Annotated in this window: 26 protein-coding genes and 1 riboswitch; of the genes, 2 read left to right on the top strand and 24 right to left on the bottom strand. The window is 45.0% G+C overall.

The features are described 5' to 3' along the window. Positions 1–87: 87 nt before the first annotated feature. Together NSQ50_RS00255 and pth are read right to left on the bottom strand one after the other, a co-directional pair. Entirely contained in the window at positions 88–318 is a 231-nt protein-coding gene (locus tag NSQ50_RS00255; protein WP_036678789.1) for an anti-sigma-F factor Fin family protein, read from the bottom strand. An 84-nt stretch (positions 319–402) separates the two neighbouring features. Beyond that, positions 403–963: an aminoacyl-tRNA hydrolase gene (gene pth, locus NSQ50_RS00250; RefSeq protein ID WP_036678864.1), complete on the bottom strand. Its 561-nt coding sequence runs from the start codon at positions 961–963 to the stop codon at positions 403–405. Positions 964–1,088: 125 nt separating this feature from the next. Here pth and NSQ50_RS00245 point away from each other — a divergent pair, with 125 nt between their 5' ends. Then, complete coding sequence (locus NSQ50_RS00245) at positions 1,089–1,289, top strand: hypothetical protein (protein WP_036678792.1); 201 nt, start codon at positions 1,089–1,091, stop codon at positions 1,287–1,289. A gap of 88 nt (positions 1,290–1,377) precedes the next feature. On the opposite strand, the gene NSQ50_RS00240 is transcribed toward NSQ50_RS00245, so the two are convergent. The 13 genes from NSQ50_RS00240 to NSQ50_RS00180 form a co-directional block, all read right to left on the bottom strand. Continuing rightward, positions 1,378–2,331, bottom strand: a complete 954-nt coding sequence (locus NSQ50_RS00240; RefSeq protein WP_036678796.1) for a ribose-phosphate diphosphokinase — start codon at positions 2,329–2,331, stop codon at positions 1,378–1,380. 87 nt (positions 2,332–2,418) lie between these two features. Further along, positions 2,419–3,819, bottom strand: coding sequence for a bifunctional UDP-N-acetylglucosamine diphosphorylase/glucosamine-1-phosphate N-acetyltransferase GlmU (gene glmU, locus NSQ50_RS00235; RefSeq protein WP_036678799.1), 1,401 nt, complete (start codon positions 3,817–3,819; stop codon positions 2,419–2,421). A 272-nt stretch (positions 3,820–4,091) separates the two neighbouring features. Further along, positions 4,092–4,379, bottom strand: coding sequence for a septation regulator SpoVG (gene spoVG / locus NSQ50_RS00230; protein ID WP_020425826.1), 288 nt, complete (start codon positions 4,377–4,379; stop codon positions 4,092–4,094). Positions 4,380–4,588: 209 nt separating this feature from the next. Further along, positions 4,589–5,416: a pur operon repressor gene (gene purR / locus NSQ50_RS00225; protein ID WP_036678807.1), complete on the bottom strand. Its 828-nt coding sequence runs from the start codon at positions 5,414–5,416 to the stop codon at positions 4,589–4,591. A 75-nt stretch (positions 5,417–5,491) separates the two neighbouring features. Beyond that, a complete protein-coding gene (gene ispE, locus NSQ50_RS00220) occupies positions 5,492–6,346 on the bottom strand; it encodes a 4-(cytidine 5'-diphospho)-2-C-methyl-D-erythritol kinase (protein WP_036678809.1) in 855 nt (284 codons plus the stop codon). 140 nt (positions 6,347–6,486) lie between these two features. Continuing rightward, a complete protein-coding gene (locus NSQ50_RS00215) occupies positions 6,487–6,663 on the bottom strand; it encodes a small, acid-soluble spore protein, alpha/beta type (protein WP_036678812.1) in 177 nt (58 codons plus the stop codon). A gap of 143 nt (positions 6,664–6,806) precedes the next feature. Beyond that, the gene (gene veg / locus NSQ50_RS00210) at positions 6,807–7,082 is read right to left on the bottom strand and encodes a biofilm formation stimulator Veg (protein ID WP_019914493.1); all 276 of its coding nucleotides are present in this window, start codon (positions 7,080–7,082) and stop codon (positions 6,807–6,809) included. Between the two features lie 276 nt (positions 7,083–7,358). Beyond that, a complete protein-coding gene (gene yabG / locus NSQ50_RS00205; protein WP_036678813.1) occupies positions 7,359–8,261 on the bottom strand; it encodes a sporulation peptidase YabG in 903 nt (300 codons plus the stop codon). A gap of 164 nt (positions 8,262–8,425) precedes the next feature. Continuing rightward, the gene (rsmA, locus tag NSQ50_RS00200) at positions 8,426–9,310 is read right to left on the bottom strand and encodes a 16S rRNA (adenine(1518)-N(6)/adenine(1519)-N(6))-dimethyltransferase RsmA (protein ID WP_036678815.1); all 885 of its coding nucleotides are present in this window, start codon (positions 9,308–9,310) and stop codon (positions 8,426–8,428) included. Further along, complete coding sequence (gene rnmV / locus NSQ50_RS00195) at positions 9,307–9,858, bottom strand: ribonuclease M5 (protein WP_036678817.1); 552 nt, start codon at positions 9,856–9,858, stop codon at positions 9,307–9,309. The genes rsmA and rnmV overlap by 4 nt, the downstream gene beginning before the upstream one ends. A gap of 176 nt (positions 9,859–10,034) precedes the next feature. Then, positions 10,035–11,201 (bottom strand): 3D domain-containing protein, encoded by a 1,167-nt coding sequence (locus NSQ50_RS00190; RefSeq protein ID WP_036678820.1) that lies wholly within the window; start codon positions 11,199–11,201, stop codon positions 10,035–10,037. A gap of 285 nt (positions 11,202–11,486) precedes the next feature. After that, positions 11,487–11,716, bottom strand: a riboswitch (cyclic di-AMP (ydaO/yuaA leader). A gap of 198 nt (positions 11,717–11,914) precedes the next feature. Beyond that, a complete protein-coding gene (locus NSQ50_RS00185) occupies positions 11,915–12,685 on the bottom strand; it encodes a TatD family hydrolase (RefSeq protein WP_036678823.1) in 771 nt (256 codons plus the stop codon). 51 nt (positions 12,686–12,736) lie between these two features. Further along, the gene (locus tag NSQ50_RS00180) at positions 12,737–14,020 is read right to left on the bottom strand and encodes an HD domain-containing protein (RefSeq protein WP_076225105.1); all 1,284 of its coding nucleotides are present in this window, start codon (positions 14,018–14,020) and stop codon (positions 12,737–12,739) included. Positions 14,021–14,315: 295 nt separating this feature from the next. On the opposite strand from NSQ50_RS00180, the gene NSQ50_RS00175 reads away from it, so the two are divergent. Then, on the top strand, positions 14,316–14,570 hold the full coding sequence (locus NSQ50_RS00175; RefSeq protein WP_036678829.1) for an AbrB/MazE/SpoVT family DNA-binding domain-containing protein: 255 nt from the start codon (positions 14,316–14,318) through the stop codon (positions 14,568–14,570). Between the two features lie 423 nt (positions 14,571–14,993). Here NSQ50_RS00175 and rsmI read toward each other — a convergent pair whose 3' ends face one another. From rsmI to NSQ50_RS00130, 9 genes are all read right to left on the bottom strand, one after another. Then, positions 14,994–15,905, bottom strand: a complete 912-nt coding sequence (gene rsmI / locus NSQ50_RS00170) for a 16S rRNA (cytidine(1402)-2'-O)-methyltransferase (RefSeq protein ID WP_076225106.1) — start codon at positions 15,903–15,905, stop codon at positions 14,994–14,996. Then, entirely contained in the window at positions 15,902–16,675 is a 774-nt protein-coding gene (locus tag NSQ50_RS00165) for a tRNA1(Val) (adenine(37)-N6)-methyltransferase (RefSeq protein WP_076225107.1), read from the bottom strand. Before NSQ50_RS00165 ends, rsmI begins: the two co-directional genes overlap by 4 nt. A gap of 109 nt (positions 16,676–16,784) precedes the next feature. Further along, entirely contained in the window at positions 16,785–17,150 is a 366-nt protein-coding gene (gene yabA, locus NSQ50_RS00160) for a DNA replication initiation control protein YabA (protein ID WP_036678835.1), read from the bottom strand. Between the two features lie 30 nt (positions 17,151–17,180). Then, positions 17,181–17,981 carry a PSP1 domain-containing protein gene (locus NSQ50_RS00155; protein WP_036678838.1) on the bottom strand — a complete coding sequence of 267 codons (801 nt, stop codon included), beginning with the start codon at positions 17,979–17,981 and terminating at the stop codon, positions 17,181–17,183. Positions 17,982–18,120: 139 nt separating this feature from the next. Then, on the bottom strand, positions 18,121–19,095 hold the full coding sequence (holB, locus tag NSQ50_RS00150; protein ID WP_036678839.1) for a DNA polymerase III subunit delta': 975 nt from the start codon (positions 19,093–19,095) through the stop codon (positions 18,121–18,123). 17 nt (positions 19,096–19,112) lie between these two features. Beyond that, the gene (locus NSQ50_RS00145; protein ID WP_036678842.1) at positions 19,113–19,556 is read right to left on the bottom strand and encodes a YaaR family protein; all 444 of its coding nucleotides are present in this window, start codon (positions 19,554–19,556) and stop codon (positions 19,113–19,115) included. 51 nt (positions 19,557–19,607) lie between these two features. After that, on the bottom strand, positions 19,608–19,937 hold the full coding sequence (locus tag NSQ50_RS00140; protein ID WP_036678844.1) for a cyclic-di-AMP receptor: 330 nt from the start codon (positions 19,935–19,937) through the stop codon (positions 19,608–19,610). A 126-nt stretch (positions 19,938–20,063) separates the two neighbouring features. Then, on the bottom strand, positions 20,064–20,705 hold the full coding sequence (gene tmk / locus NSQ50_RS00135) for a dTMP kinase (protein WP_076099910.1): 642 nt from the start codon (positions 20,703–20,705) through the stop codon (positions 20,064–20,066). Beyond that, on the bottom strand, positions 20,706–22,244 hold the full coding sequence (locus NSQ50_RS00130; RefSeq protein ID WP_076225108.1) for an aminotransferase class I/II-fold pyridoxal phosphate-dependent enzyme: 1,539 nt from the start codon (positions 22,242–22,244) through the stop codon (positions 20,706–20,708). It abuts the gene before it with no gap. Positions 22,245–22,340 lie beyond the last annotated feature (96 nt).

Genomic DNA, 22,340 nt, shown 5'->3' with positions numbered 1-22,340 from the left:
CCGTCACCTATTATGATTGGAATCGAAAAGAAGCCTCAGCTGTAACGCCAAGGCTTGCGGATGACGATAGAGACAGGCGCTTCCACCTTACTGAAGCGGACTTGTCAGCAGGCTAAGCTCCGGATTGTTCTCTAAAGCCTCCTTGCAATAGTCGCAAGTAACCTTTACCGTGATTTCACCTTCTGAATTATACGCTATTATATCTCTGCGCTCCGCAGGGGTCAAGGAATGAAGGCCCAACTGCATTTCTGTAACATCACTTCTATTAATACTGCCTAGAGATGTCTTACAGTGCCTACAAACATAGTTTATTGCCATCTATATGCCTCCTGAAGGTACTATATACCTTCAGTATGTCCGGGCAGCTTCATCTTTAGCCTTAAAAACAACAGGGTTTACAGATTAACCATTGAACTTAGCCATCGTCTGCTCGAATGAATGCTGTAAGCTGTATTCCAGTGCATCACAAGTATTAAGGATCATTTGCTTAAGCGGATCGCTTTCCTTCTTAGGAAAAGTAGAAAGTACATAATCGACAATAGCAAAACCTGGCTCAGGACGAGAAATACCCATTCGTACCCGATTGAAATTCTGTGTTCCTACATGCTGGATGATGGATTTAATTCCATTATGTCCACCAGCGCTTCCTTGATAACGCAAACGGATTTTTCCGATTTCTGTATCCAAATCATCATAAACGACGATCATATCTTCAAGTTGAACTTTGTAATAATCCATATAAGCGCGAACGGCCTCACCGGACAAGTTCATAAAGGTCATGGGCTTAATCAATACGGTTTTGACGCCACCAATGACCCCTTCACCGATGACGGATTTACATTTGCTCTGGTTGAAGGCAATTCCGTTCTGGGCGGCAAGCTCATCCAAAGCCATAAAGCCAACATTATGCCTTGTTTTCGCGTACTGTGTTCCGGGATTTCCCAATCCGACAATCCATTTCATTATCGAACCTTTCCTTTCCATTCGGGCTCTCCGGCAAGAGGAGTCCGTTTTTGGTACAATAGATCTAATCTACATATCTCTGTGCAACCAGAGCGAAATTATACTCCGAAGACAGGTGATAACCCATGCCGCACAAAGGCGAATTATTGACACATCAACGCCATTTTCAGTACCACATCCAATATGCTGTACCCGTGGAAATATATAAGGGCGACGTGCATATTGATATCGGTGTATTAACAGCGGTAGACGAAGCTTTCGTGGAGCTACAAGGGACACTCTATAACCGCAGTTTATTCACCTTTGTCTCCCGCCCCGGATATTGAATCCAGTAGTTCTACCTGTAGCACGCCGATAAGGGTTACATCTCCGAGAACGGAGGTGTAACCCTTTTGTACTATTCATTCGTTATATTTATTCAATCTCGAACAATTTACTAATCGACAACTCTTCATGAACGCGGATAATTGCCTCACCCATAAGTGGAGCCACGGACAACACCTTGAGCTTAGAGGTTGGATTCGCGCTGCGAATTGGAATGGTATCCGTCACGATAATTTCTTTGATTGGAGAATTCTCCAGACGCTCGTGTGCAGGACCAGACAATACTGGGTGTGTACAGCATGCGTATACTTCCTTCACGCCGCCTTCCATCAAAGCATTAGCACCAAGTACGATAGTTCCAGCGGTATCGATGATATCATCAATCAGGATGGCTGTTTTGCCTTCGATATTACCGATGATGTTCATAACTTCGCTGACGTTAGGTTCTGGACGACGCTTGTCTATAATAGCCAGCGGAGCGTTTAGGAAATCAGCAAGCTTTCTTGCACGTACTACACCGCCATGATCCGGCGATACGACAACTGGGTTCTCGATTTGTTTGGAACGGAAATACTGAGCCAGAATCGGTACACCAAGCAAATGATCCACTGGAATATCGAAGAATCCTTGAATCTGCATGGCATGAAGATCCATCGTAATTACACGGTGAGCGCCAGCCTTTTCAATTAGATTGGCTACCAGCTTAGCGGTAATGGGGTCACGGGAACGGGCTTTACGATCTTGACGGGCATATCCGTAGTAAGGGATAACCACGTTGATGCTTTTTGCAGAGGCACGTTTAAGCGCATCTACCATAACCAAAAGCTCCATCAGGTTATCATTTACAGGGCCACAAGTGGATTGAACAATATAAACATGACATCCCCGAACGCTTTCTGACAGCTTGACCTGAATTTCTCCATCGCTGAAACTTGTGGTGTGTGATTCACCCATCGGAATCCCGATGTAATCAGCAATTTGACTAGCTAGCTTAGGATTGGAGTTACAGGTGAAAATCTTTAACTTGGAATCACAATAAGTCATAAAATATAAACCCTCCGTGACGGAATTTAGCTTTCCAAAGGCGCCGGCGCGGAAATATAAGTCCGTCCGGCGCTTCTTAGCAACGCTTTACGATGGACTCGAGTGGTCTTTCTTCGCTTTAGCACGGGAACGGATCTTCTCTGCATATCCCGGTTTGTTCTCTTGTCTTACTCTAGCTACAGCCAGATCGTTCTCGGAAACGGAACGTGTAATTGTCGAACCTGCTACAACAAAAGCCCCTTTGCCCACAGTGACTGGAGCAATAAGATTAACATTACTGCCAATAAAGGCATCGTCTGCGATTGTTGTCTTGAATTTATTATACCCGTCGTAGTTAACGGTAATCGCACCGCACCCGACGTTTACATTCTTACCTACAGATGCGTCGCCGACATAACTAAGATGTGACACTTTTGAACCGTCACCAATAGTAGCATTCTTGATCTCGACGAAATCTCCAACCTTAACTTCTTCTCCAAGCACAGAGCCTGGACGCAAATAGGCAAAAGGCCCAACGGTTGTCCGTGCGCCGACTTGAGCTTGATTCAATACGGACTGCTTAATCGTCGCATCATCCATAATCTGACAGTCTTCGATTTCACTAGCCGGTCCGATCACACAATTGTCCCCGATTACAGTCTTCCCTTTCAGGATGGTTCCTGGATAAAGCGTTGTATCTGATCCGATAACTACATCTGCTCCGATATAAGTGGAGGCTGGATCAATGATGGTTACACCACCGAGCATGTGTTTACGATTAATACGTTGACGCATAAAGGCTTCCGCTTCAGACAAAGCTAAACGATCATTAACGCCGATAGACTCAGCTGCGTCATGGGTCTGATATCCTAGTACGGTATCCCCTTGTGAACGAAGAATCCCAATCACATCAGTCAAATAATACTCCTGCTGGTTATTACTGTTCGTTACCTTTTCGAGTGCAGCAAATAATTTAGCATTATCAAAACAATAAGTGCCTGTATTGATTTCCTGAACCGCATCTTCTTCAGTAGTGCAATCCTTCTGCTCTACAATCTTCAGAACGCCGCCATCTTCACCACGAATAATTCTTCCGTAGCCTGTAGGCTTTTCCATAACTGCTGTCAATACGGTTGCAGCCGCATTACGCTGTTCATGAAGCGCCATGAGTCCTTCCAGGGTCTCCGTGGTTACGAGTGGTGTGTCTCCACAAATAACTATAGTTGTTCCTTCTTCGCCAGCAAGTAAATCCTTTGCTTGTTTGACAGCATGGCCAGTGCCGAGCTGAGTTTCCTGCAGCACGTATTCCGCTCCATCACCTACATAGGCCTTAACTTTCTCTGCGCCATGCCCAACAACAACAACGGTGCGCTGGCATCCGGTCGCTTTTACTGTATCAAGCACGTGCCCTACCATCGGCTTACCGCAAACGGGGTGCAGCACCTTATATAATTTAGATTTCATTCGCTTGCCTTGACCTGCGGCAAGTACTACAGCCATTCTTTTCAAGAATGCCAACCTCCTACTCTTGAACTCACTACTGAATATATCTCATTCCGGGCAAAAAGAAAAGAGAACCATGAAGTCATGGTTCTCTTTTCTATAAACCCCAAGTTAGAAAAGCATTTATCGCTGCCTTTCGAAGATGTCGTCAAATCCTTCACCAGCAATAGCTTTTCTTGCAAGATCAGGCTGCTAATTCATGAAGTGTATGTCGGTGTGATCTTATCAAAAACGGCGGATCCTACGCCACCCAAAAGGTAGCAGTCTTCCGAGGAAGCCTAAGCTCCCTCTTCAATAACTTCTTCTTCTTCCGTAGCGGCGCGATCGTACTCGGCCAGAACCGCGGATTGAATCTTCTCGCGTGTTCCCGAAGAGATCGGGTGCGCGATATCGCGGAATTCGCCGTCCGGTGTACGCTTGCTGGGCATTGCAACAAACATCCCATTATTGCCATCGATGACGCGAATGTCATGAACAACAAACTCGTTATCGATGGTAATGGATGCGATTGCTTTCATTCTCCCCTCAGAGTTAACGCGGCGGAGTCTGACATCCGTAATTTGCATGTGTGTGTTCACCACCTTTTTCCATCAGAGACTTGGTGTATAATTCCACACAGCAAAGCGAATTCCTTCTTTTTCATTCCATAAAATACCTAAAAAAGAAATATATTTTTTGGGATATGTTGTTTTCGACATACATCGAGTAGTTTTCTTAATATTCCTTACGTTTTCGACAATTTCCACGCTTTTTGAAAATGTAAGAGAATGGCTAATCAAGAGGAAAAGTAGTTGCCCGGATGCGCCGAAATTCTCCGCTCTTTGGAGTCTACTTCACTTAGTTTTACCAAGGACACGTAATCGTGCAACAGACGCTCTTCCGTCTCTACAGCGCCTGATTCCACTAAAACGCCTACCCCAGCAACCTCGGCATTAAATTCACCGAGCAGATCGACCATACCACGTACAGTCCCTCCCGCCTTCATGAAGTCATCTACGATAAGTACTCGCGATTTCTCCTTGAGTGCCCGTCTGGAGAGAGACATTGTGTGTATGCTTTTATGAGATCCTGATACGTAATTAATACTTACTGCTGATCCCTCTGTAACCTGATGGTCACGTCGCACAAGCACTACCGGCAAGCCTAGCTGTGCTGCTGTTGCATAGGCTAGTGGAATGCCTTTCGTTTCAACGGTCATCACCACATCGATTTCCGATCCGTAAAAGGCCGTTGCGATGATCTTACCCGCCTGTTCCATCAAAGACGGCAACCCAAGTAGATCCGACATATACAAATAACCGCCAGGCAATATCCGGTCAGTCTGCTCTAGCTGCACACATAAGCGCTGCACAAAGGTTAGCGCCATATCTTTAGGCATAACTGGGATATAACGAACTCCACCCGCTGCACCAGCTAAAGTCTGCAGCTCTCCGATGCCTTCACCTTCAAATACTTCTTTTATGATTGCCAAATCTTCACTGATGGAGGACTTAGCCGCTCCATAGCGATCGGCAAATATAGACAGCGGCAGTAGTTCATGCGGCCGCTCAAGTAAAAACTGAGTCATGTCTACCAAACGTTGGCTTCTTTTTAATTTCTTCACGGAATGCTCCTCGCCAAAACCGAATATTTTAGAAAAATATATCACTTTTGTACGGGTTTATACAAGAGAAGCAGACTAATTCAGTGATCTCACAGCGTAGACTTCCTTGCAGAACCCTCGCAGTCCGTTGTAAATCCTTGCTACTTTAGACTGCTTGGACACTAAACCGAATACGGTAGGTCCGCTGCCTGACATCAACACCCCATCTGCTCCGAGCTTTATCATCGCTTCCTTGAGCTGCTGAACCTCTGGATGCAGCCTTAGGGTAACATCTTCAAGCACGTTGCCTAGATGGTTGCATACGCCCCCAAAGTCTCCTGCTTCAATCGCTTGCTGCATCTTTCGAGCAGAAGGATGCACAGCTATATTATTGCTCCGAACGCGTCCATACACTTCTGCAGTCGATACATTGATCGGTGGTTTCGCCAACACAACCCAACATTGTGGCGGGTTGTTGATTGGCGTAAGCTTTTCGCCTCGTCCTGTAGCTAAGGCTGTGCCGCCTGTGACGCAGAAAGGCACATCTGAACCCAGCTCAGCGCCAAGCTCCTGTAGCTCCTGCGCAGGAATACCGAGACGCCACAGACGGTTTAGACCGCGTAGCGTAGCTGCGGCATCACTGCTGCCGCCAGCTAGGCCAGCCGCAACCGGAATTCTTTTATCCAGATGGATATGTACCCCACTCTTCACGTTATAACGGTCTTTAATAAGCCTTGCCGCCTGGAAAGCTAAATTTTTCTCGTCCAGGGGAATATAACCAGCCTGACTTGATATTATAATAGTATCCCTTGGCAGCTCAGACAGCTCTAAGCGGTCTGCTAAATCTACCATGGTCATAATCATTTCCACCTCATGAAAACCGTCAGCACGTTTGTGCAGCACATCCAGCATCAAATTAATTTTAGCTGGTGCCTTTTCATACATTTTCAAGGCGTTCACCCACCTTCAGCTTTTCCCGTAAAAACAACTTAACATATTATATGAGAAACTTCTAATGAAGTCCAATAATAAAAGGGTGTCGCCTTTTAGACGCACCCTTTTTCAGTAATATTCACTTTATAGCCTAAAATTTAAGATTTCCGCGCGGCCTGTTCAGCAAGCTGTATCGCTTTTTTCACCATGTTGCCAGCGTCTTGAGTTGTAATTCCACCCCAGCCCTCACGTTCTACGGTTTCATAAAAACCCAGCTCCTTGGCTAACTCTGTCTTCAGTTCCTCCGACATCATGCCTCGTTTTCTGCGGCTCATTACGGAATTCCTCCCTTATGAAAATAAATGATTAACCCGTTGCCCAATTAGTATGCTTGCTTAGAACACGGATCATGCACCAAATATTTGTCCCAAAAAACGCAAACAAAAAACAGCCTCCAAAGGAGACTGTTCGTGAAACATTAAGCTTTAATATACATAATCCGCATCTGCCCATCGTCTTCACAAACTGTGATTTCCACAGATTCAGTAAGTATATCGGCATAGCTATAGGAGACTCGCTTAAAAGTTTGCTGCTCCTGATCCAGTTTGACAATAAATACAGAAGGGTACGTTTCTTCCAGGACACCTGTGCGTTCAACGGTTTTACGACGACCTCCGTTTGCACGCAATGTGATCTTATGACCGACGTGAGCTTCAAGACTGCGTTTGATTTCCAACAGCGCGTTATTAGCCATTACCTGACGACCACCTCTTTTCTTGTCCATTATACAACTTTTTCAGGACAATGTCAAAGCAAATAAATAATTAATTATAGTTGATGCATATTTCGTTGTCAACGGAATTTTTTTGCGAGAAATCAGCGCCGGACTAATATCCTTGTTATCTGTAATATAGGCATCACAAAGAAAAAAAGAAAGGGTTAAGCTCAGCGCTCACCCTTTCTTTCGGATATTCTATTCAGCCCATTCAAATTACCTATATTCCTGAAACCATAGACCTATCTCTGCCGCTTAAATGGCTGATGGTGTCACTTTTAGCGCCGACAGATTCTGCAGCCGCGGCATTCCGATACGGAAGCTGCCACGGGTCTCAACACCACCAATACCCTGATTACCGCTGATGGTATTATTCAGAACATCACTAAGATTTACAGTATCCCTGATGGAAGTAAAGGATGATTTTGCTGCTACATAAACGGGATCCAGAGCATGGATCAAAATTCGACCAGGTGAACTGGCAAAATTAGCCCCAGCTCCAAGTAATGCCTCGAAATGAGATTGGCAAGCACCGGCAACAATAGTCAACGCATCAAAATTCCGCTCATACTCCCTAGCTACCCTAATAGCAGCTATAAAGTTTTGCGAATTTTTGTAGCTATTCAGACTATATAGATCGTAAGTATGCTGTTGCTTCAGTACCCCATCATGACCAGTGATCACTACAATGTCTGGGCGTACACGGGGCAACAGCCGGTATAACGTATCAGCCATTGCAGATTCATGAACATGATGCCCTTCAGCGGGAATCCGCAGCTGCTCGTATAAGCTAAGGCTCTTATTCAAATATGCCGGATCGCCATCCAGATGCAGTACTTTACCCGGCACTTCAAAATAAGGAGCTTCCTTGGACGGTGGAGCCCATGTCCCCTCTGTTAGGGTTCCCCCGCTCCGCTGACTTTGCTCCTGACGGTCCTTCCGCAGCTGTGTCAGTGATTCCTTCGCTTTGATTTGTGCTTGCTGTCCCCGTTCCGTTATTCGGGTAGGAGGCACTTGAACCAGGTCATCCAGGGGAGAATCCGCCAACAGGCGGAAATCTGTGCCTTTAATGACGGCTCTATCCTGCACGATATTATCTACACGAAATGTTAAATCACCGCCATAAGATTTGCGAACGACCAAGTCTCCTAAATTCATTACAACCACCACCTCTACCCCATCGTATGGGCAAAGGCCTCAGTTGGTTCATAACTCGCCATATTTTTAAATATAAGAATGTATAATGCTCCACCAGAATAACATCCTTATATTTCTACGAGAAACGGTTGTCGTCCTTTAAGACAACAACCGTTTCTTATTGCTTATTCAATTCCAGCGGCTAGCAAAACACCGCTTAAGCGGGCGTATTCTTCAAGACTGAGTGTTTCTCCGCGACGGGTCGGTTCAATACCCGCTTCTGCGAGTAAAGCCTCCAGCTGCTCACGTCCTTGTTCAGGGAAGTAACGAGCCTTCAGATTGTTAGCAATCGTCTTGCGGCGCTGTGTGAAAGAAGCGTGAACCACTTCAAAGAAATGCTTCTCACTCTCCACCTTTACCGGAGGATGCTCTCTAACCTTCAGACGGATAACAGCAGACTCCACATTAGGTTGAGGGATGAATACCGTACGCGGCACGATACAGACGAGCTCAGGCTCGCTGTAGTACTGCACGGCAATGCTAAGACTTCCGTATTCCTTTCCACCTGGAGATGCAGCCATACGCTCCGCAACCTCCTTCTGAATCATTACAACGATGTTATCAAGGGGAAGCTTCTCTTCAAGCAGCTTCATCAGAATCGGAGTAGTCACATAATAAGGCAGGTTAGCAACCACACTGACCTTGTTCACAGTGGTGAAATCTTCCTTGAACATTTCCTGCAAGTTCACATTGAGGACATCATCGTTACGAACCTTAACATGGGGATAAGGGGAAAGTACGTCTTTTAATATTGGAATCAGTCTACGGTCTATCTCTACGGCAGTTACAGCACCGGCTGTTAGTGCCAGACGCTCCGTCAGCGCTCCAATTCCCGGCCCGATCTCCAGCGCCCCAGAATCGCTATCTAGTCCAGCAGCGTCTACAATCTTGTCCAAAATATTTTGATCAATCAAAAAATTCTGTCCCAGGCTTTTCTTGAACTTGAATCCATAACGTTGAATAATCTCTTTGGTCCGTTTTGGAGTCGAAATTTCCTCTCTACCACTCATGAAGTAATGCCTCCCTGATCAATTTGGGCGAGAGCCCCGGCAAATTCCTCCCGCGTAATCCCAAACATCGCCAGCCGCTTGTACAGCTGTTTGCCGTTACAATATCCGATTCCAAGCAAATTACCAAGCGCCATACGTCTTTCAGCAGCCCGAGGGTGTACAAGCATTCCAGCGGCCATAAGGTCATCAATACCAATCAAAGCAGGTGCTCCTTCAAAAGAGGTATGTACATTACGCAGCGCATGACGAATCGCCTCTGGCGATGCATTCTCTACACCGATATCCCCTTTTCGAGTTGCGTCCTTCTCCGGAATAAAAGCATGCTTGCAGCCCGGCACCTTCGCTGAAACGATTTTACGAATTCGCTCCCCGGCATGGTCCGGGTCCGTAAGAATAATAACCCCTCTGCGTTCCATAGCTAGCGCAATCTTCGCAATTACAGTCCGGTTTACAGCAGAGCCGCCTGTCTCAATCGTATCTGCTTCCACAGCACGCTTAATGGCTACGGTATCGCTTTTGCCTTCAACGACGATTAATTCCTTAATCATATTTCTTGACTCCTTCCAAAAAAAGCAAAAAGAAGAGGATTCGCTCCTCTTCTTTTGGTTAAAGAATGTATAAGTGATGAGCGGTTGCTCTGCGATCAACGAAATGATCATCCAGCGTTCCTTAACGGTTATCATCACTATAGCTTATCAAAGGATTTTTTGCAAAAGCTTCAGTTCTAGTTAAGCTCTGGTTTCACAGGTCCAATCACATATACGGTACGTGATTTACGGCCGAAATTACGAGCATGGCTCAGGGAATCATAATAGACATCCACTTTATTGCCTTTAATGGCACCGCCCGTATCCTCTGCACGGCGGAATCCAAGCCCATCGATATAAACCCACCAGCCAATAGGAATTACATTCGGATCTACTGCAATTGTACGACCTTCCGTTACGCGTGTTCCGGAGGCAGTTTTAGTACCTATTCCTGGCTCTTCTGACGAATAAGCTGTCATGGAGACGTTCTTAATCATCTTCTTGTACTCAAAGTCTACGCCAGCCTTGCTTGTGACGTTCTTAGTCTTAGCGCTAACTTTAGTCGTTTTGGAGGTAGTGCTTGATTTGGAAGTTGTTGTAGCTTTAGCAACTACAGTAGGCTTAGGAAGTGCTTTAGTACCAACGGCAATGATCTTATCTTTTGTTACCGTTTGTACTTCCTTGCCGATCATGCGCATAGAGGCCAGTTCTCCGTCTTGATAGATCTTTTCAATATGCTGAACCATGACGCCTGGTTTGCCTGCCTGTGCCACTCTAACTGTTCCCACAGTAAGGGAGGGATCTGCTGTCTTAATAACACGGAAAGGTAAGTTAGTTGTTCGCTGTACCGTTTGCTTGTTGATACGAACGATCTTAATCTCCATGTCAGCAGAGATGGTGGTGTCTAACGAAGGAAAAATCTTATCATAGCCTTCTAGGTTGATACCCAGTTTGTCAATCGCCTGACCGATAGTGTCTTCGGTCGTATATAACGTTTTTGTTGCTCCGTCCGCAGTAAGGCTAAATTTCTGCGCACGATTGATAACGACACGGTCACCGTCTTTTATTTCATCACTCAGACCTAAAGATAATTCATCATGCGGCTGCAGCGAAATTTGCTCTTTCTCCAACACATCACCAAGAAGTGCTTCTCGCGTTTCAAGTGTCTGTGTTTGCCCGTCTATTACTAAAACAAATTGTTTGTTACTTTGACCGTGTACGTACAGCAGAATTAACAGCGCGATTGCGATTGAAATCACACCTGCAAGTAAAAGTACGCGAGTATTTACTTGCTCCCACCGTAATGCGAAAGACCTGCTGGATGACTGCGAATCATGGGATACCTCTGGTTGGAATAAGCCCATTCTCTCCATCCTCCTTACATAGCCTCGTCGTCAATTTGTATATCATGAGGACTGAATTTCTTTGACGAAACTATTTGAGATTGTCACAGGATACGCACGTATTAACTTAGCGTCTCCTGCTCATGGATCGCCTGCTCGGCACAGCTACTCCCACACCTGTTATATAACAGTATGCGGGCAACATTCAGTTTATTCAAAAATAAAGAAGCCTAAAAAGAGTTCTCTTGAGGACTCTTTCGTGGCTTCTCCGATGTCAGAATACGCGGGAATGTTTGTGCACGAGGTTGCCTCTCTTACTTGCGCTTACGGGGTTAGCTGTCGGGTTCGGACGAAAGAGAGACGCCCTATTTCAGGTCACCCGCTCACGGCGGTTGCCCTTAAATTCACCCCAAAGACCACGTGAAGAAATCAAATATTGTTCTGCGGCAATTCCTAGTCGTATTCAAGATACAGGCATGCGGCAGTTCAATATTGGTTCCCCCGTTCTCCATACGGAGACTCAGCGAGACGATCCATGAATCAATGGCTGTCACAATAACAACAGCTCACATCACTGAAAAGATGATATCCTGTTTTGATGCATGTTGTAAAGGACGATTCAACCACGTTTAAGCAAATATATGGTTAAAATATTGTAATAATCAGCCGTTTTTATATTAAAAAAGTTTAATATATCGGCTATTCTCTATTTTTCACCCGTTTTACTCCTGTTTTCAGACAATCCCAAATCGTTCCAGTGCGTTCGCATACGTAATTTTAGCCAATTCTTCCCATGTTAACCCTTTAATTTCAGCCGCAGCCTCTGCTACTAACTTCACATGAGCACTCTCATTTCGCTTGCCACGGAAGGGGTGTGGAGTCAAATATGGAGCGTCTGTTTCGATCAATAATCGGTCCAATGGCGTCTGTGCAAGCACCTCTTTAGGCACTCTGGCATTTTTGAACGTTATCGGTCCTCCAAATGACAAATGAAATCCAAGGTCTAGACACATTTTTGCTGTTTCCCAGCTGCCTGAGAACGAATGCATCACGCCACCAATTTCATTTGCTTTTTCCTCCCGTAAAATCCGTACAACATCTTCATGAGCATCACGGTCATGTATACAGATTGGCATTTTTAGTTCACGGGCTAGTCCGATTTGTTTGCGGAAGACCTCCTGCTGCACATCCTTGGGAGAGGTATCCCAATAATAATCCAATCCAATCTCTCCGATGGCCACCACTTTTTCATGGCTGCAAAGAGAGGCGATCCAATCGAGGTCTCCCTCTTTCATATCAATCGCATCCTGTGGATGCCAGCCCACCGCTGCATAAATATAATCATAAGATTCAGCCAGCTTCATCGTTGAAGGGATCGTTTCCCGATTAAATCCAATATTGATCATCTTGCTAACTCCGGCCTCTACTGCACGAGCAATAACTTCCTCGCGATCCTCGTCGAATTGAGGCGCATCTAGATGTGTATGTGTGTCGAACAGATACATTTTAAAGCTCACTCCTTGTTGTTTTTATCAATAGTTCCATAAATATTTGTATTATTTTGCAAAAATCTCTGCTACAGAAGAGGGCAAGCGTGTAAGGGCTTTTTTCAGCTTATCCTGTGGGAAATATAGATGATATCTGCCACGATGAATTCCGCTTATTGAGCGCACAATATCCGATACCTCTGAAATTTCCCGCAATTGCTCATTCCGATCAAGCAGTAAAATTTGATTATTGTCGAAGGCTGCTCCTGGATGGAACACATCATAAGGCAAATCTGTCGGATAATCAATCTCTAGGTCATATTCTGGGTTAAGTCCCACTCCCGCAAAACTGCTGCAGATTTCCGTAATCATATCTGTATCCAAATTCTCAATCTCTACATATTTATACAGTTTACGATGAATAAAACGGGTACACAAGTCGCTTAATAACTCATCTTCTTCAAGTGTCCATTGCATAAAAGCAGTCTGTACCAGTGCCTCATCAAGCATTAAATATTGCTTCACTGTTACTTCTCCTCGAAAGAGATCTTCCAGCGGAGCGATCATAAAGCGAAATTTGTACCCCTCTTGAAACAATTCTTTAGCTCTACGGAAGATTTGACGCAAAATAATTTCAGAGCTGCGCGTCACCGGATGAAAATATACCTGCCAGTACATTTGATAACGTGACATTAAATAATCTTCAATGGCATGCATACCTGATTCTTTTACTACAATCCGCCCATTATAAGGACGAAGCATTCTCAAAATCCGATCAATGTCGATGGTTCCATAGTTTACACCTGTATAGTACGCATCACGCAGCAAATAATCCATACGATCAGCATCCAGCGGACTGGAAACCAAATTGACAACAATTTCATGCTCATAAGTCTTAGAGATAACTGAAGCTACTTTACGAGGAAAATCCTCCTCCACATCACGCAATATTTCGGTAATCTCCGTGTCCTCCAAAATAATCCGGCAGGTCCAATCCTCATGGTTCATTTCAAAAGCTTCTTCTATAGAATGTGAAAATGGGCCATGCCCTAAATCATGCAGCAAAGCCGCACACAAAGTAAGCAAACTTTCTTCAGGAATCCAATCCTTATATCCGCTGCGCTCAAATTGCGAAATGATTCTTCGTGTAATTTCATATACTCCTAAAGAATGAGAAAAACGACTATGCTCTGCACCATGAAAAGTGAGATATGAGGTACCTAACTGGCGAATCCGGCGTAAACGCTGAAATTCTTTTGTATTAATTAGTCGCCAAATAATCGTATCCTGTACATGAATATAATTATGAACGGGATCCTTGAAAACCTTTTCTTCCGTGAGCGGCTGCTTCATGAGATCAACTCCTTCTAATAATTTAATATGATTTTAACTAATATCAGTATATAATAAGTAATTATGTCGTACTTTGTCGAAAAGTATCATTTTTGGTCTTGGTAAATCGACAAAATGCTTTCAGGGCAATTCTTAATTTTTATAGGGACATTCAAAGTTCTTATGGAAATTTTCTTATTCAGCCTATGAAAAAAGGTTGACTGATTTGGGAATCGTTGGTATTATAAGTATCATAAAACAGTGAACAATGTCGAATAATGACGTTTTTGGAACATTGAGAGGAGTAACGATTGTTATGATGAAATCAACAGGAATTGTAAGAAAAGTAGACGAACTTGGACGGGTTGTTATTCCTATTGAATTACGCCGTACACTTGGCATTGGCGAAAAGGACGCACTGGAAATTTACGTTGATGGCGAACGGATTATGCTTAAAAAGTATGAGCCTGCCTGCATTTTCTGTGGCAACGCTGAGAACGTAACTTACTTTAAAGGAAAAATAGTTTGTCATGAATGCATTTCTTCCATCCCTACCCCTGTGACAAACTAAATTAAATAGTATATAATAGAACTAATCAAATTGTTAATTCTAACCTTTTCATATCTCCTTGACCTCCCGTGACCGCGGGAGGTATTTTTTATGTCTGGGTTTGCCCTCCTGGTTATCCCCTCCCTAAGGGCAATGTGCTTCAAGAGGGAACTAGTAATACTTAGTTGTATTTCTTACAGTTATTTTAAATGCTTTTTACCATTAAACGAATTAATTGTATTTTGTACACTTATATTTCCTATATCTCCGAGAAATCAATCCTTTCCACCTTTATAACTGTATGAAGTACAACTAAACGAACAAATACATAAAAAAATTCAAAAATAACTGTACAAAGTACATTTAACCCACAGATAAATCACTCAAGCTCGGGCAGGCCGTTTCCGACAATCCTTATTTATTCTAAGAATTCGTCTACAACACTTACTCTTCTGCTCTATCAAGCAACGCATTATAAATATCCCGTTTGGCTACACCCCGGTCTGATGCCGCTTTTTTCATAGCCTCTTTCCGTGGTACATCCTGTGCTTCGTAATGAGCTACATGATCTTCAATGCTTAACTGACGCCACCACGCCGATTCTGCGATTTCTGCATCTTCCTTGCTCTCCCCTTCTACGACAATAACATATTCGCCTAGCGGAGGATGTTCAGTAAGCCAAAGTGTACATTCCTCAATTGAACCGCGTAGAAACTCCTCATATCTTTTCGTTAATTCACGTGCCAACACAATCTGGCGATTGCCGAATGCTTCTTGAAGATGAGCAAGTGTCTTAACTACGCGATGGGGAGATTCGTAGAACAACAAAGTTCCTTGAGCCGAACGAAGTGGACTTAATACTGCTCGGATGTCCTTACGCTCTCGGGGAAGAAAGCCGATAAAAGTGAACGTATTCGTAGATAGACCAGAAGCGATCAAAGCTGACAACGCTGCGTTAGCTCCAGGGATAGGAATCACCGGAATTCCATGACTTATAGCAAGGGCTACAAGATCCGCTCCAGGGTCAGAAATCGCTGGTAAACCGGCATCGCTGACGAGTGCCAAATTTTTTCCTTCTATTATATAGCGTACAAGCTCAGGTCCACTGGCGGCCTTATTATGCTCATGATAACTAAACAACATCGAAGGTGAAATCTCAAAGTGGCTGAGTAATTTCCGGGTCTGTCTCGTATCTTCCGCGGCAATAATATCACATTCCTGTAAAGTGCGGACTGCACGATAGGTCATATCCTCCAGATTACCGATAGGTGTAGCCACCAGAAAAAGCGACCCTGTTGTCTCCTGAGTACTGGTATTGGTCTTGTTTTGAAAACTGCTTTGGCATGATATCGTCATGATTTACCCTCTTTAGCACCATAGTAGATGTCCATAATCTCTGGACAGTATTGATTGTCCTCATTATATACGATGAGCGGTGGTTGTAAACGAACCTCAGGCTTTCCATCACGTGCAGCTTCGATTAATACCATATTAGCCTCTAGATGGGCACGTGGATGTACAAACCGAATAATCTTTGGCTCGAGTCTATATTGTCTCATAAGACTGATAATATCAACCAACCGTTGTGGTTTATGAACCATACTTACCTTTCCGCCCGTCCGAACCAATCGCACACAAGCCTGAATAACCTCCTCCAGAGTACAGCCTATCTCATGACGAGCCATAGCCTGATGGTTGTTCAGCTTCAGATCACTGCCATTAAGCGGCATATAAGGAGGGTTCACCGTTATTGCATCATACACACCATGTCCTGCGGTAGTATATAACTCGCGTAAATCACCTTCATGAATTACAACCTGATCCTGAAGGCCATTGAGAGCCACACTACGACGAGCCATATCAGCTAAACGAGGTTGTATTTCAATACCTTCTATAGAGGCTTTTGTCCGGGTAGTCATTAAAATCGGTATTACACCATTTCCCGTACAAAGATCTAGAACTCTTCCACGTGGCGGAACACTGGCGAAACGAGCAAGCAATACAGCATCCATAGAAAAGCTAAATACTTCATCACTTTGAATAATGCGCAGGTCATGCGTTAGTAAATCATCCACCCGCTCCGTCGGTAACAAGGGGACAGATATATCATTAAAAGAATTCTTCATGTAATAATCTCCTAAAGGTTTTGTTGAAAAAAACTTGCTTCAGATGCATATGCCTATTGGCCAAAATTCAAAAAAAACCGTAGGATTAATCTCCTACGGCTGGATATCCTCATTTATTAAGAAAAGAAAGACAGAACAGACAGTCACCTTCCGTGCGTAAATGTCCAAAATAAACATTACAGATGTGAAAGCCTTCGTGGTAAAGTCGAGCCAAGTTGTCATAACCTTCCCCGACAACCTCTTCTGTTCCCTCTCCGGTAGCTAAAAGAGCTTCCGCCTCCGCAGAATCTACGGTAGGATCCAAAGGTGCATCCCGCTTTAAAATTTTGCGAAGCTGTTCATTCTCCAGAGTTAACCTCTGGTTAGCTTCCATCAGTTCTTTTACCGTCTGTTTCCATTCTCCAAGATTGGCGCGCATCGTTTCCATCTGCGCTTCCATATCCTGCATGTGTGCAAATATATTTTTCTTCTCCAAGTTTCCACCCCGAAAGTAACCTTATATGGTTTACTTGACGACAACATCATCCATTGGAAGTTCCTTAACTTTGCCCACTTCAAACAACTGTACATGAACCGTACGGTTTCCGGCATTGATTCCTACTACTTTGCCATCCCCCAATGAGGTCACGACAATCTTGCCGACCGCTGGCATTTCTTCCTTTACACTCTCATAATTGTCATGCTCAAATTTCAAACAACACATCAGACGTCCACAAAGTCCGGAAATCTTGGTCGGATTAAGTGAAAGGTTCTGATCCTTGGCCATTTTTATGGATACGGGTTCAAAATCCCCTAACCAAGAGGAGCAGCAAAGCACTCGTCCACAAGGTCCAAGTCCACCTAGCATCTTTGCTTCATCACGTACCCCAATTTGCCGAAGCTCAATGCGGGTCCGAAAAATACTTGCCAGATCCTTAACCAATTCTCTAAAATCAACGCGTCCTTCGGCCGTAAAGTAAAATATAATCTTATTACGGTCAAAAGTAAACTCTACATCTACGAGCTTCATTTTGAGACCGTGGTCGCGTATTTTATTTAAACAGGTGGTAAAAGCCTCCTTAGCGGCGCTTTTGTTCTCCTCAACTACGCGTGCGTCGGTTTCTCCGGCAATACGCATCACTTTTTTGAGGGGTAGTACAACATCGGACTCCTCCACCTCTTTTTTGCCTACGACAACCTTACCGTATTCCACCCCACGTGCTGTCTCAACAATAACACATTGATCTCGTTCAATCGGAAAATCAAGTGGATCAAAATAATATATTTTACCCGCTTTTTTAAAACGGACACCTACTACGCTGTACAAAAATTAACCCCCTTGTTTGCCGGTAAAAGGAACCTATGGGCATGTCCGCTCCCTGATGATCCATGCTTGTCCTTCCTCGTCTGTTAAAACGATACTTCCAGGTAAAGCGACATCCGGAGGATATATCATTGCTAATCCTTTAACTTTCCAGTCGGATTAAGAACTGCTCCAGACACAACTGGGCATTGGCATTGGAACGCAGCTTCTTAGTACTTTCTGCTGCATATCCCATATAAGCCACCCATTGTTCCGCACTGCGCCCACGGGCATGCCTGGAAATAAAGTCTAACTGATCTATAAAAACGATACTTTCATGCTTGCGGTACAGGAAGTAGAGCATATCTTTAAACCATAGATGGAACATGCTGAAAAGGATATCCAAATGTTCAGCGAGCCCAGTCTTGAACAGCTTCTGCCCGGCAGTTGCTACCGTGGAGCTGCCCTTGCTTAAGGACTCCTTAGCTAATTGTAACACTAGATTTCTCATTTCTGCAAACCAATTCTGTTCCAAAAGTTCCCTGCAACCATCAAGTCCCGAACTGAGTGATACTGCACATCGAGCTAAGGGGATCGGCACACCCTCACTTGCTAGCGCTTGAAGCATAATATCCGGATTTAACGGACTAAATGGAATCCGCTGAGTCCGTGACTGAATCGTCGGCAATAAAGAACGACTATTATCAGATATTAGGATTCCTACTGCCGGAGCTGGCGGTTCTTCCAGAAACTTCAACAAACTATTGGCAGCTTGTACCGTCATTTTGTCTGCCCCATCTATAATATAAATCTTTGGATTCACACCCTCAGATCGATAGGAAAAGACACGCTGCAGCTCACGGATCTGATCTATTTTTATGCTTGCACCGTCGGGCTGCAGCAATGACAAATCAGGATGGTTTCCATGCTCAACCTTTCGGCACTCTAGACATTCGCCACAGGCGTCATCCTTGCTTTCAGTGCAAAAAATTGCTTGGGCAAACATCAGCGCCGTCTTCATTTGTCCACTGCCTGCTGGTCCTGTAAATAAATAAGCATGGCTCACAGCGTCCTTGCGCAAGGCATTTTGGAGTAGCCGTTTAGCATGCTCCTGGCCTACTATATCATGAAAAGGCATAATTTCCTCCCAAAACTTTAAAAAGAAAGGTTGATTAACAACCCGCGAATTTCTCCAACACGTCCCAACAGATCTATTCGGCCCTGCTCACTATTCAGCAGATCGTCTGCCATAGATAGCAAAGCCGCATCAATTTCCTCAAGCAGCTTGTAACGCTTGCCCCGCCCACGTCTATCCCATCCACGTGTCTCTTTCAGTATAACGCCTCTACGAGCGGTTTCTTCCAGAAACCTTTTGATCATCATCCGGTAAATGGTGAGTTCACGAATGGTCATAGACTTAGATAAACGGTCGCCTTGTGACTGTATTTCTTTGATCTGGCGGTTTAGTTCATCTTTGGTTTTCTGTTCACCTTGCTGCTGAAAAACGTCAGAGAACGATTTCTGCTGAACAGGCTTATTAGCCCCTTCTGCATTTGGAAGCTCACTCTTTAAGGGCCTATATCCCGGATTGATCTTCAAAGGTTATCTACCGCCCCTTTTTTGTAAATGACTTGCTCATTTATATTATACTTAATAATGTTCGAAACGATCTACAGGAAGCACGAATACAGTAGCGCCACCGACCTGTACTTCAACAGGGAGCGGTAAATAGGAATCCGTCGTGCCACTCATCGGAGTTACTGGAGTGACTAGTTGTTCACGCACTTTACAGCTGTTACGGATAACGTTTAGTACAGCTTCGATCTGACTGTCTTCTACCCCAATCATAAATGTCGTATTTCCCGCCCGCAGAAATCCACCTGTACTTGCGAGTTTGGTAGCACGGAAATTGGCTTTTACTAGCTCACTGGATAACCGGTTACTGTCTTTATCCTGGATAATTGCAATGATCAACTTCATCTTCGCATTCCCTCCCAAAAAAGTTTTATGGAGTATTACTACTTAATGTGTTCTTAGTAGTAACCTCACTTCATAAGCAAACGCTTAGTTATATGCTACTTCTCTTATTATATTAGACAAAACACCCTAAAAACCCTTTAATACTCTCTCTTCAAGAGTTCTCACGATATCTTGTTCTACCAGATGAATAGGGCGGTTTGCATCAAGAACTACTATTCTCTCCGGATTCGCCTTAATTAATAAATGATATCCTTCACGAACCTTCTGATGAAAGGCAAGACTCTCCATATCCAGACGATTGACTTCGCGATCTTGATTGGCCGCAATCCGTGATAATCCAATCTCAGGTTCTACATCCAGATAAAAGGTTAGATCGGGCATGCGATTTCCAATAGCAAAGCGGTTAATACTCCACACCTCTTCCATACCTAATCCTCTTGCATGTCCTTGATAAACGAGACTACTGTCTACAAAGCGGTCACAGAGGACTGTAAGCCCTTCTCTAAGAGCCGGCTCTACTACTTCAGCGAGATGTTGGCTTCTTGATGCAGCGTACAGCAATGCCTCTGTACGTGCATCCATTGCAGTATGGGCAGGATCCAGAATAATAGAGCGAATTTTTTCGGCGATTTCTATGCCTCCAGGTTCACGTGTAATTCGATAGGGCATGGACCGATTCTGCAAATATGCTGCTACTCTGCCCAGTACCGTTGTTTTTCCGGAGCCTTCGCCCCCTTCTAATGTTATGAAGAAACCTTCTTTGCCCACTTATACTTCTCCGCCCTTCTGAATGTTGTATACCTTAATACGCTGCAAGACCGGATCAGCACAAGCCTGGAACTTCGCGCCTCCATAAGCTAAACCAGTCAGTCTTTGCTGTATCTGATCTGTGATGACCTCACCCGGATATAATAATGGAATGCCTGGTGGATAGGGAATTACCATTTCTGCAGCTACTCTCCCCACGCTGTGTTCAAGATTAATACTTTCTACCTCATTGACTGATACCGGCTTCAAAGAGAAGGGAACAGGTGCTGAGATTTGTAAAACATTCAAATTGTTCCACGTGGAAATATTTCGAGATTCTGAAATGGCAGCGGTGTGCGGTGATTCGGATGTATCCTCCGACTCTATTTCCCGCAGCGCCTGCAATAACCTTGCTGCATCTTCAGCCTTCGAACCGAGGCTGAACAGCAGCACTACGTGCCGGTCGTCACTCATCTCCGGCACACAGCCCTTAGCTTCGAGCCTGCGCTGCAGCTCGAAACCGCCTAGGACCCCGGTGGCGTCATAAATGACGACTTTGAAGGGGTCCTGCATCTCGTACGCCGCCTTATGCAGCGGCGTACCGTCGTGCAGCTGCTCTACCGGCTGCACCAATCCATAGCGCGGCAGCTCGGCAAGGCCGCGCCGCAGGACATCCACGGCGGCCAGCCCCGCCGTGAAAGCATCGCTGCCCCGGCTGTGCAGCAGCCGCCGGGCAAGATCAAGCGACGCCATCATAGGATATGATGGGCTGGAGCTCTGCACCATGGCGAGCCGCTGCGAGAGCAGGGCGCGGTCGAGCCGCTGCCCTTGAACATGCAGCATAGCGCCCATGGTCATTGCTGTGAGCATCTTGTGCGTGGACTGCACTACGCCATCCGCGCCACAAGCAAGCGCCCCGGCAGGCAGTGCCGGGTGCTGCCCGTAATGCGCCCCATGCGCTTCATCGACAAGCAGCGGTACTCCGCTGTCGTGGCAGATACGCGCGAGGGGCGCGAGGTCACTGCCCATGCCGTAGTAATTGGGCATGGTGACAAATACAGCGGCGGCTTCAGGATAGGCTGCAAGTGCAGCCTCAACAGCTTCTGCCGCCGGCGCTACTGCCAAGCCGCTGAGTGGATCAATCAGCGGCTCGACGAAAACAGCCCGCACTCCAGCTAACATAAGACCATGAATCACTGATTTATGCACATTTCGTTGAAGGATCAGAATCATTCCAGGCTCGGGGCAAGCCGTTAGAATCAGCGCTAGGTTGCCCGCCGTACTTCCGCCAACTAGAAAAAAGCTCTCCTCTGCTCCAAAGCAATCAGCAGCCAACTCCTGTGCTTCCTTAATGACTCCCTCAGGATGATGAAGATCATCCGTGCCGGTAATCTCCGTAACATCGTACTTCATAACCTCATCTAGATACCCAGCGCCTTCTACGCCGTCATATGCTGCTCCATTTTTATGTCCCGGCACATGATAAGATATATTACCCACAATTCTATATTGCTCCAGCATTTCGTATACAGGCGCCCTACATCGTTGTAATTTATTCATATTAAATTCCTTCCCATAGGGTTCCTTCTATTTTAACGTAAATATTCAAAAACTCCTATGTTTCCTCATAAAAGCATCTGACTGAACAGCAAAACG

Source organism: Paenibacillus sp. FSL R10-2788 (assembly GCF_038003885.1).
In the GTDB taxonomy this organism is placed as follows: Bacteria; Bacillota; Bacilli; order Paenibacillales; family Paenibacillaceae; genus Paenibacillus_AQ; species Paenibacillus_AQ odorifer.
The sequence above is the reverse complement of the archived record's forward strand: the minus strand, read 5'-3'. Positions and strand labels throughout refer to the sequence as shown.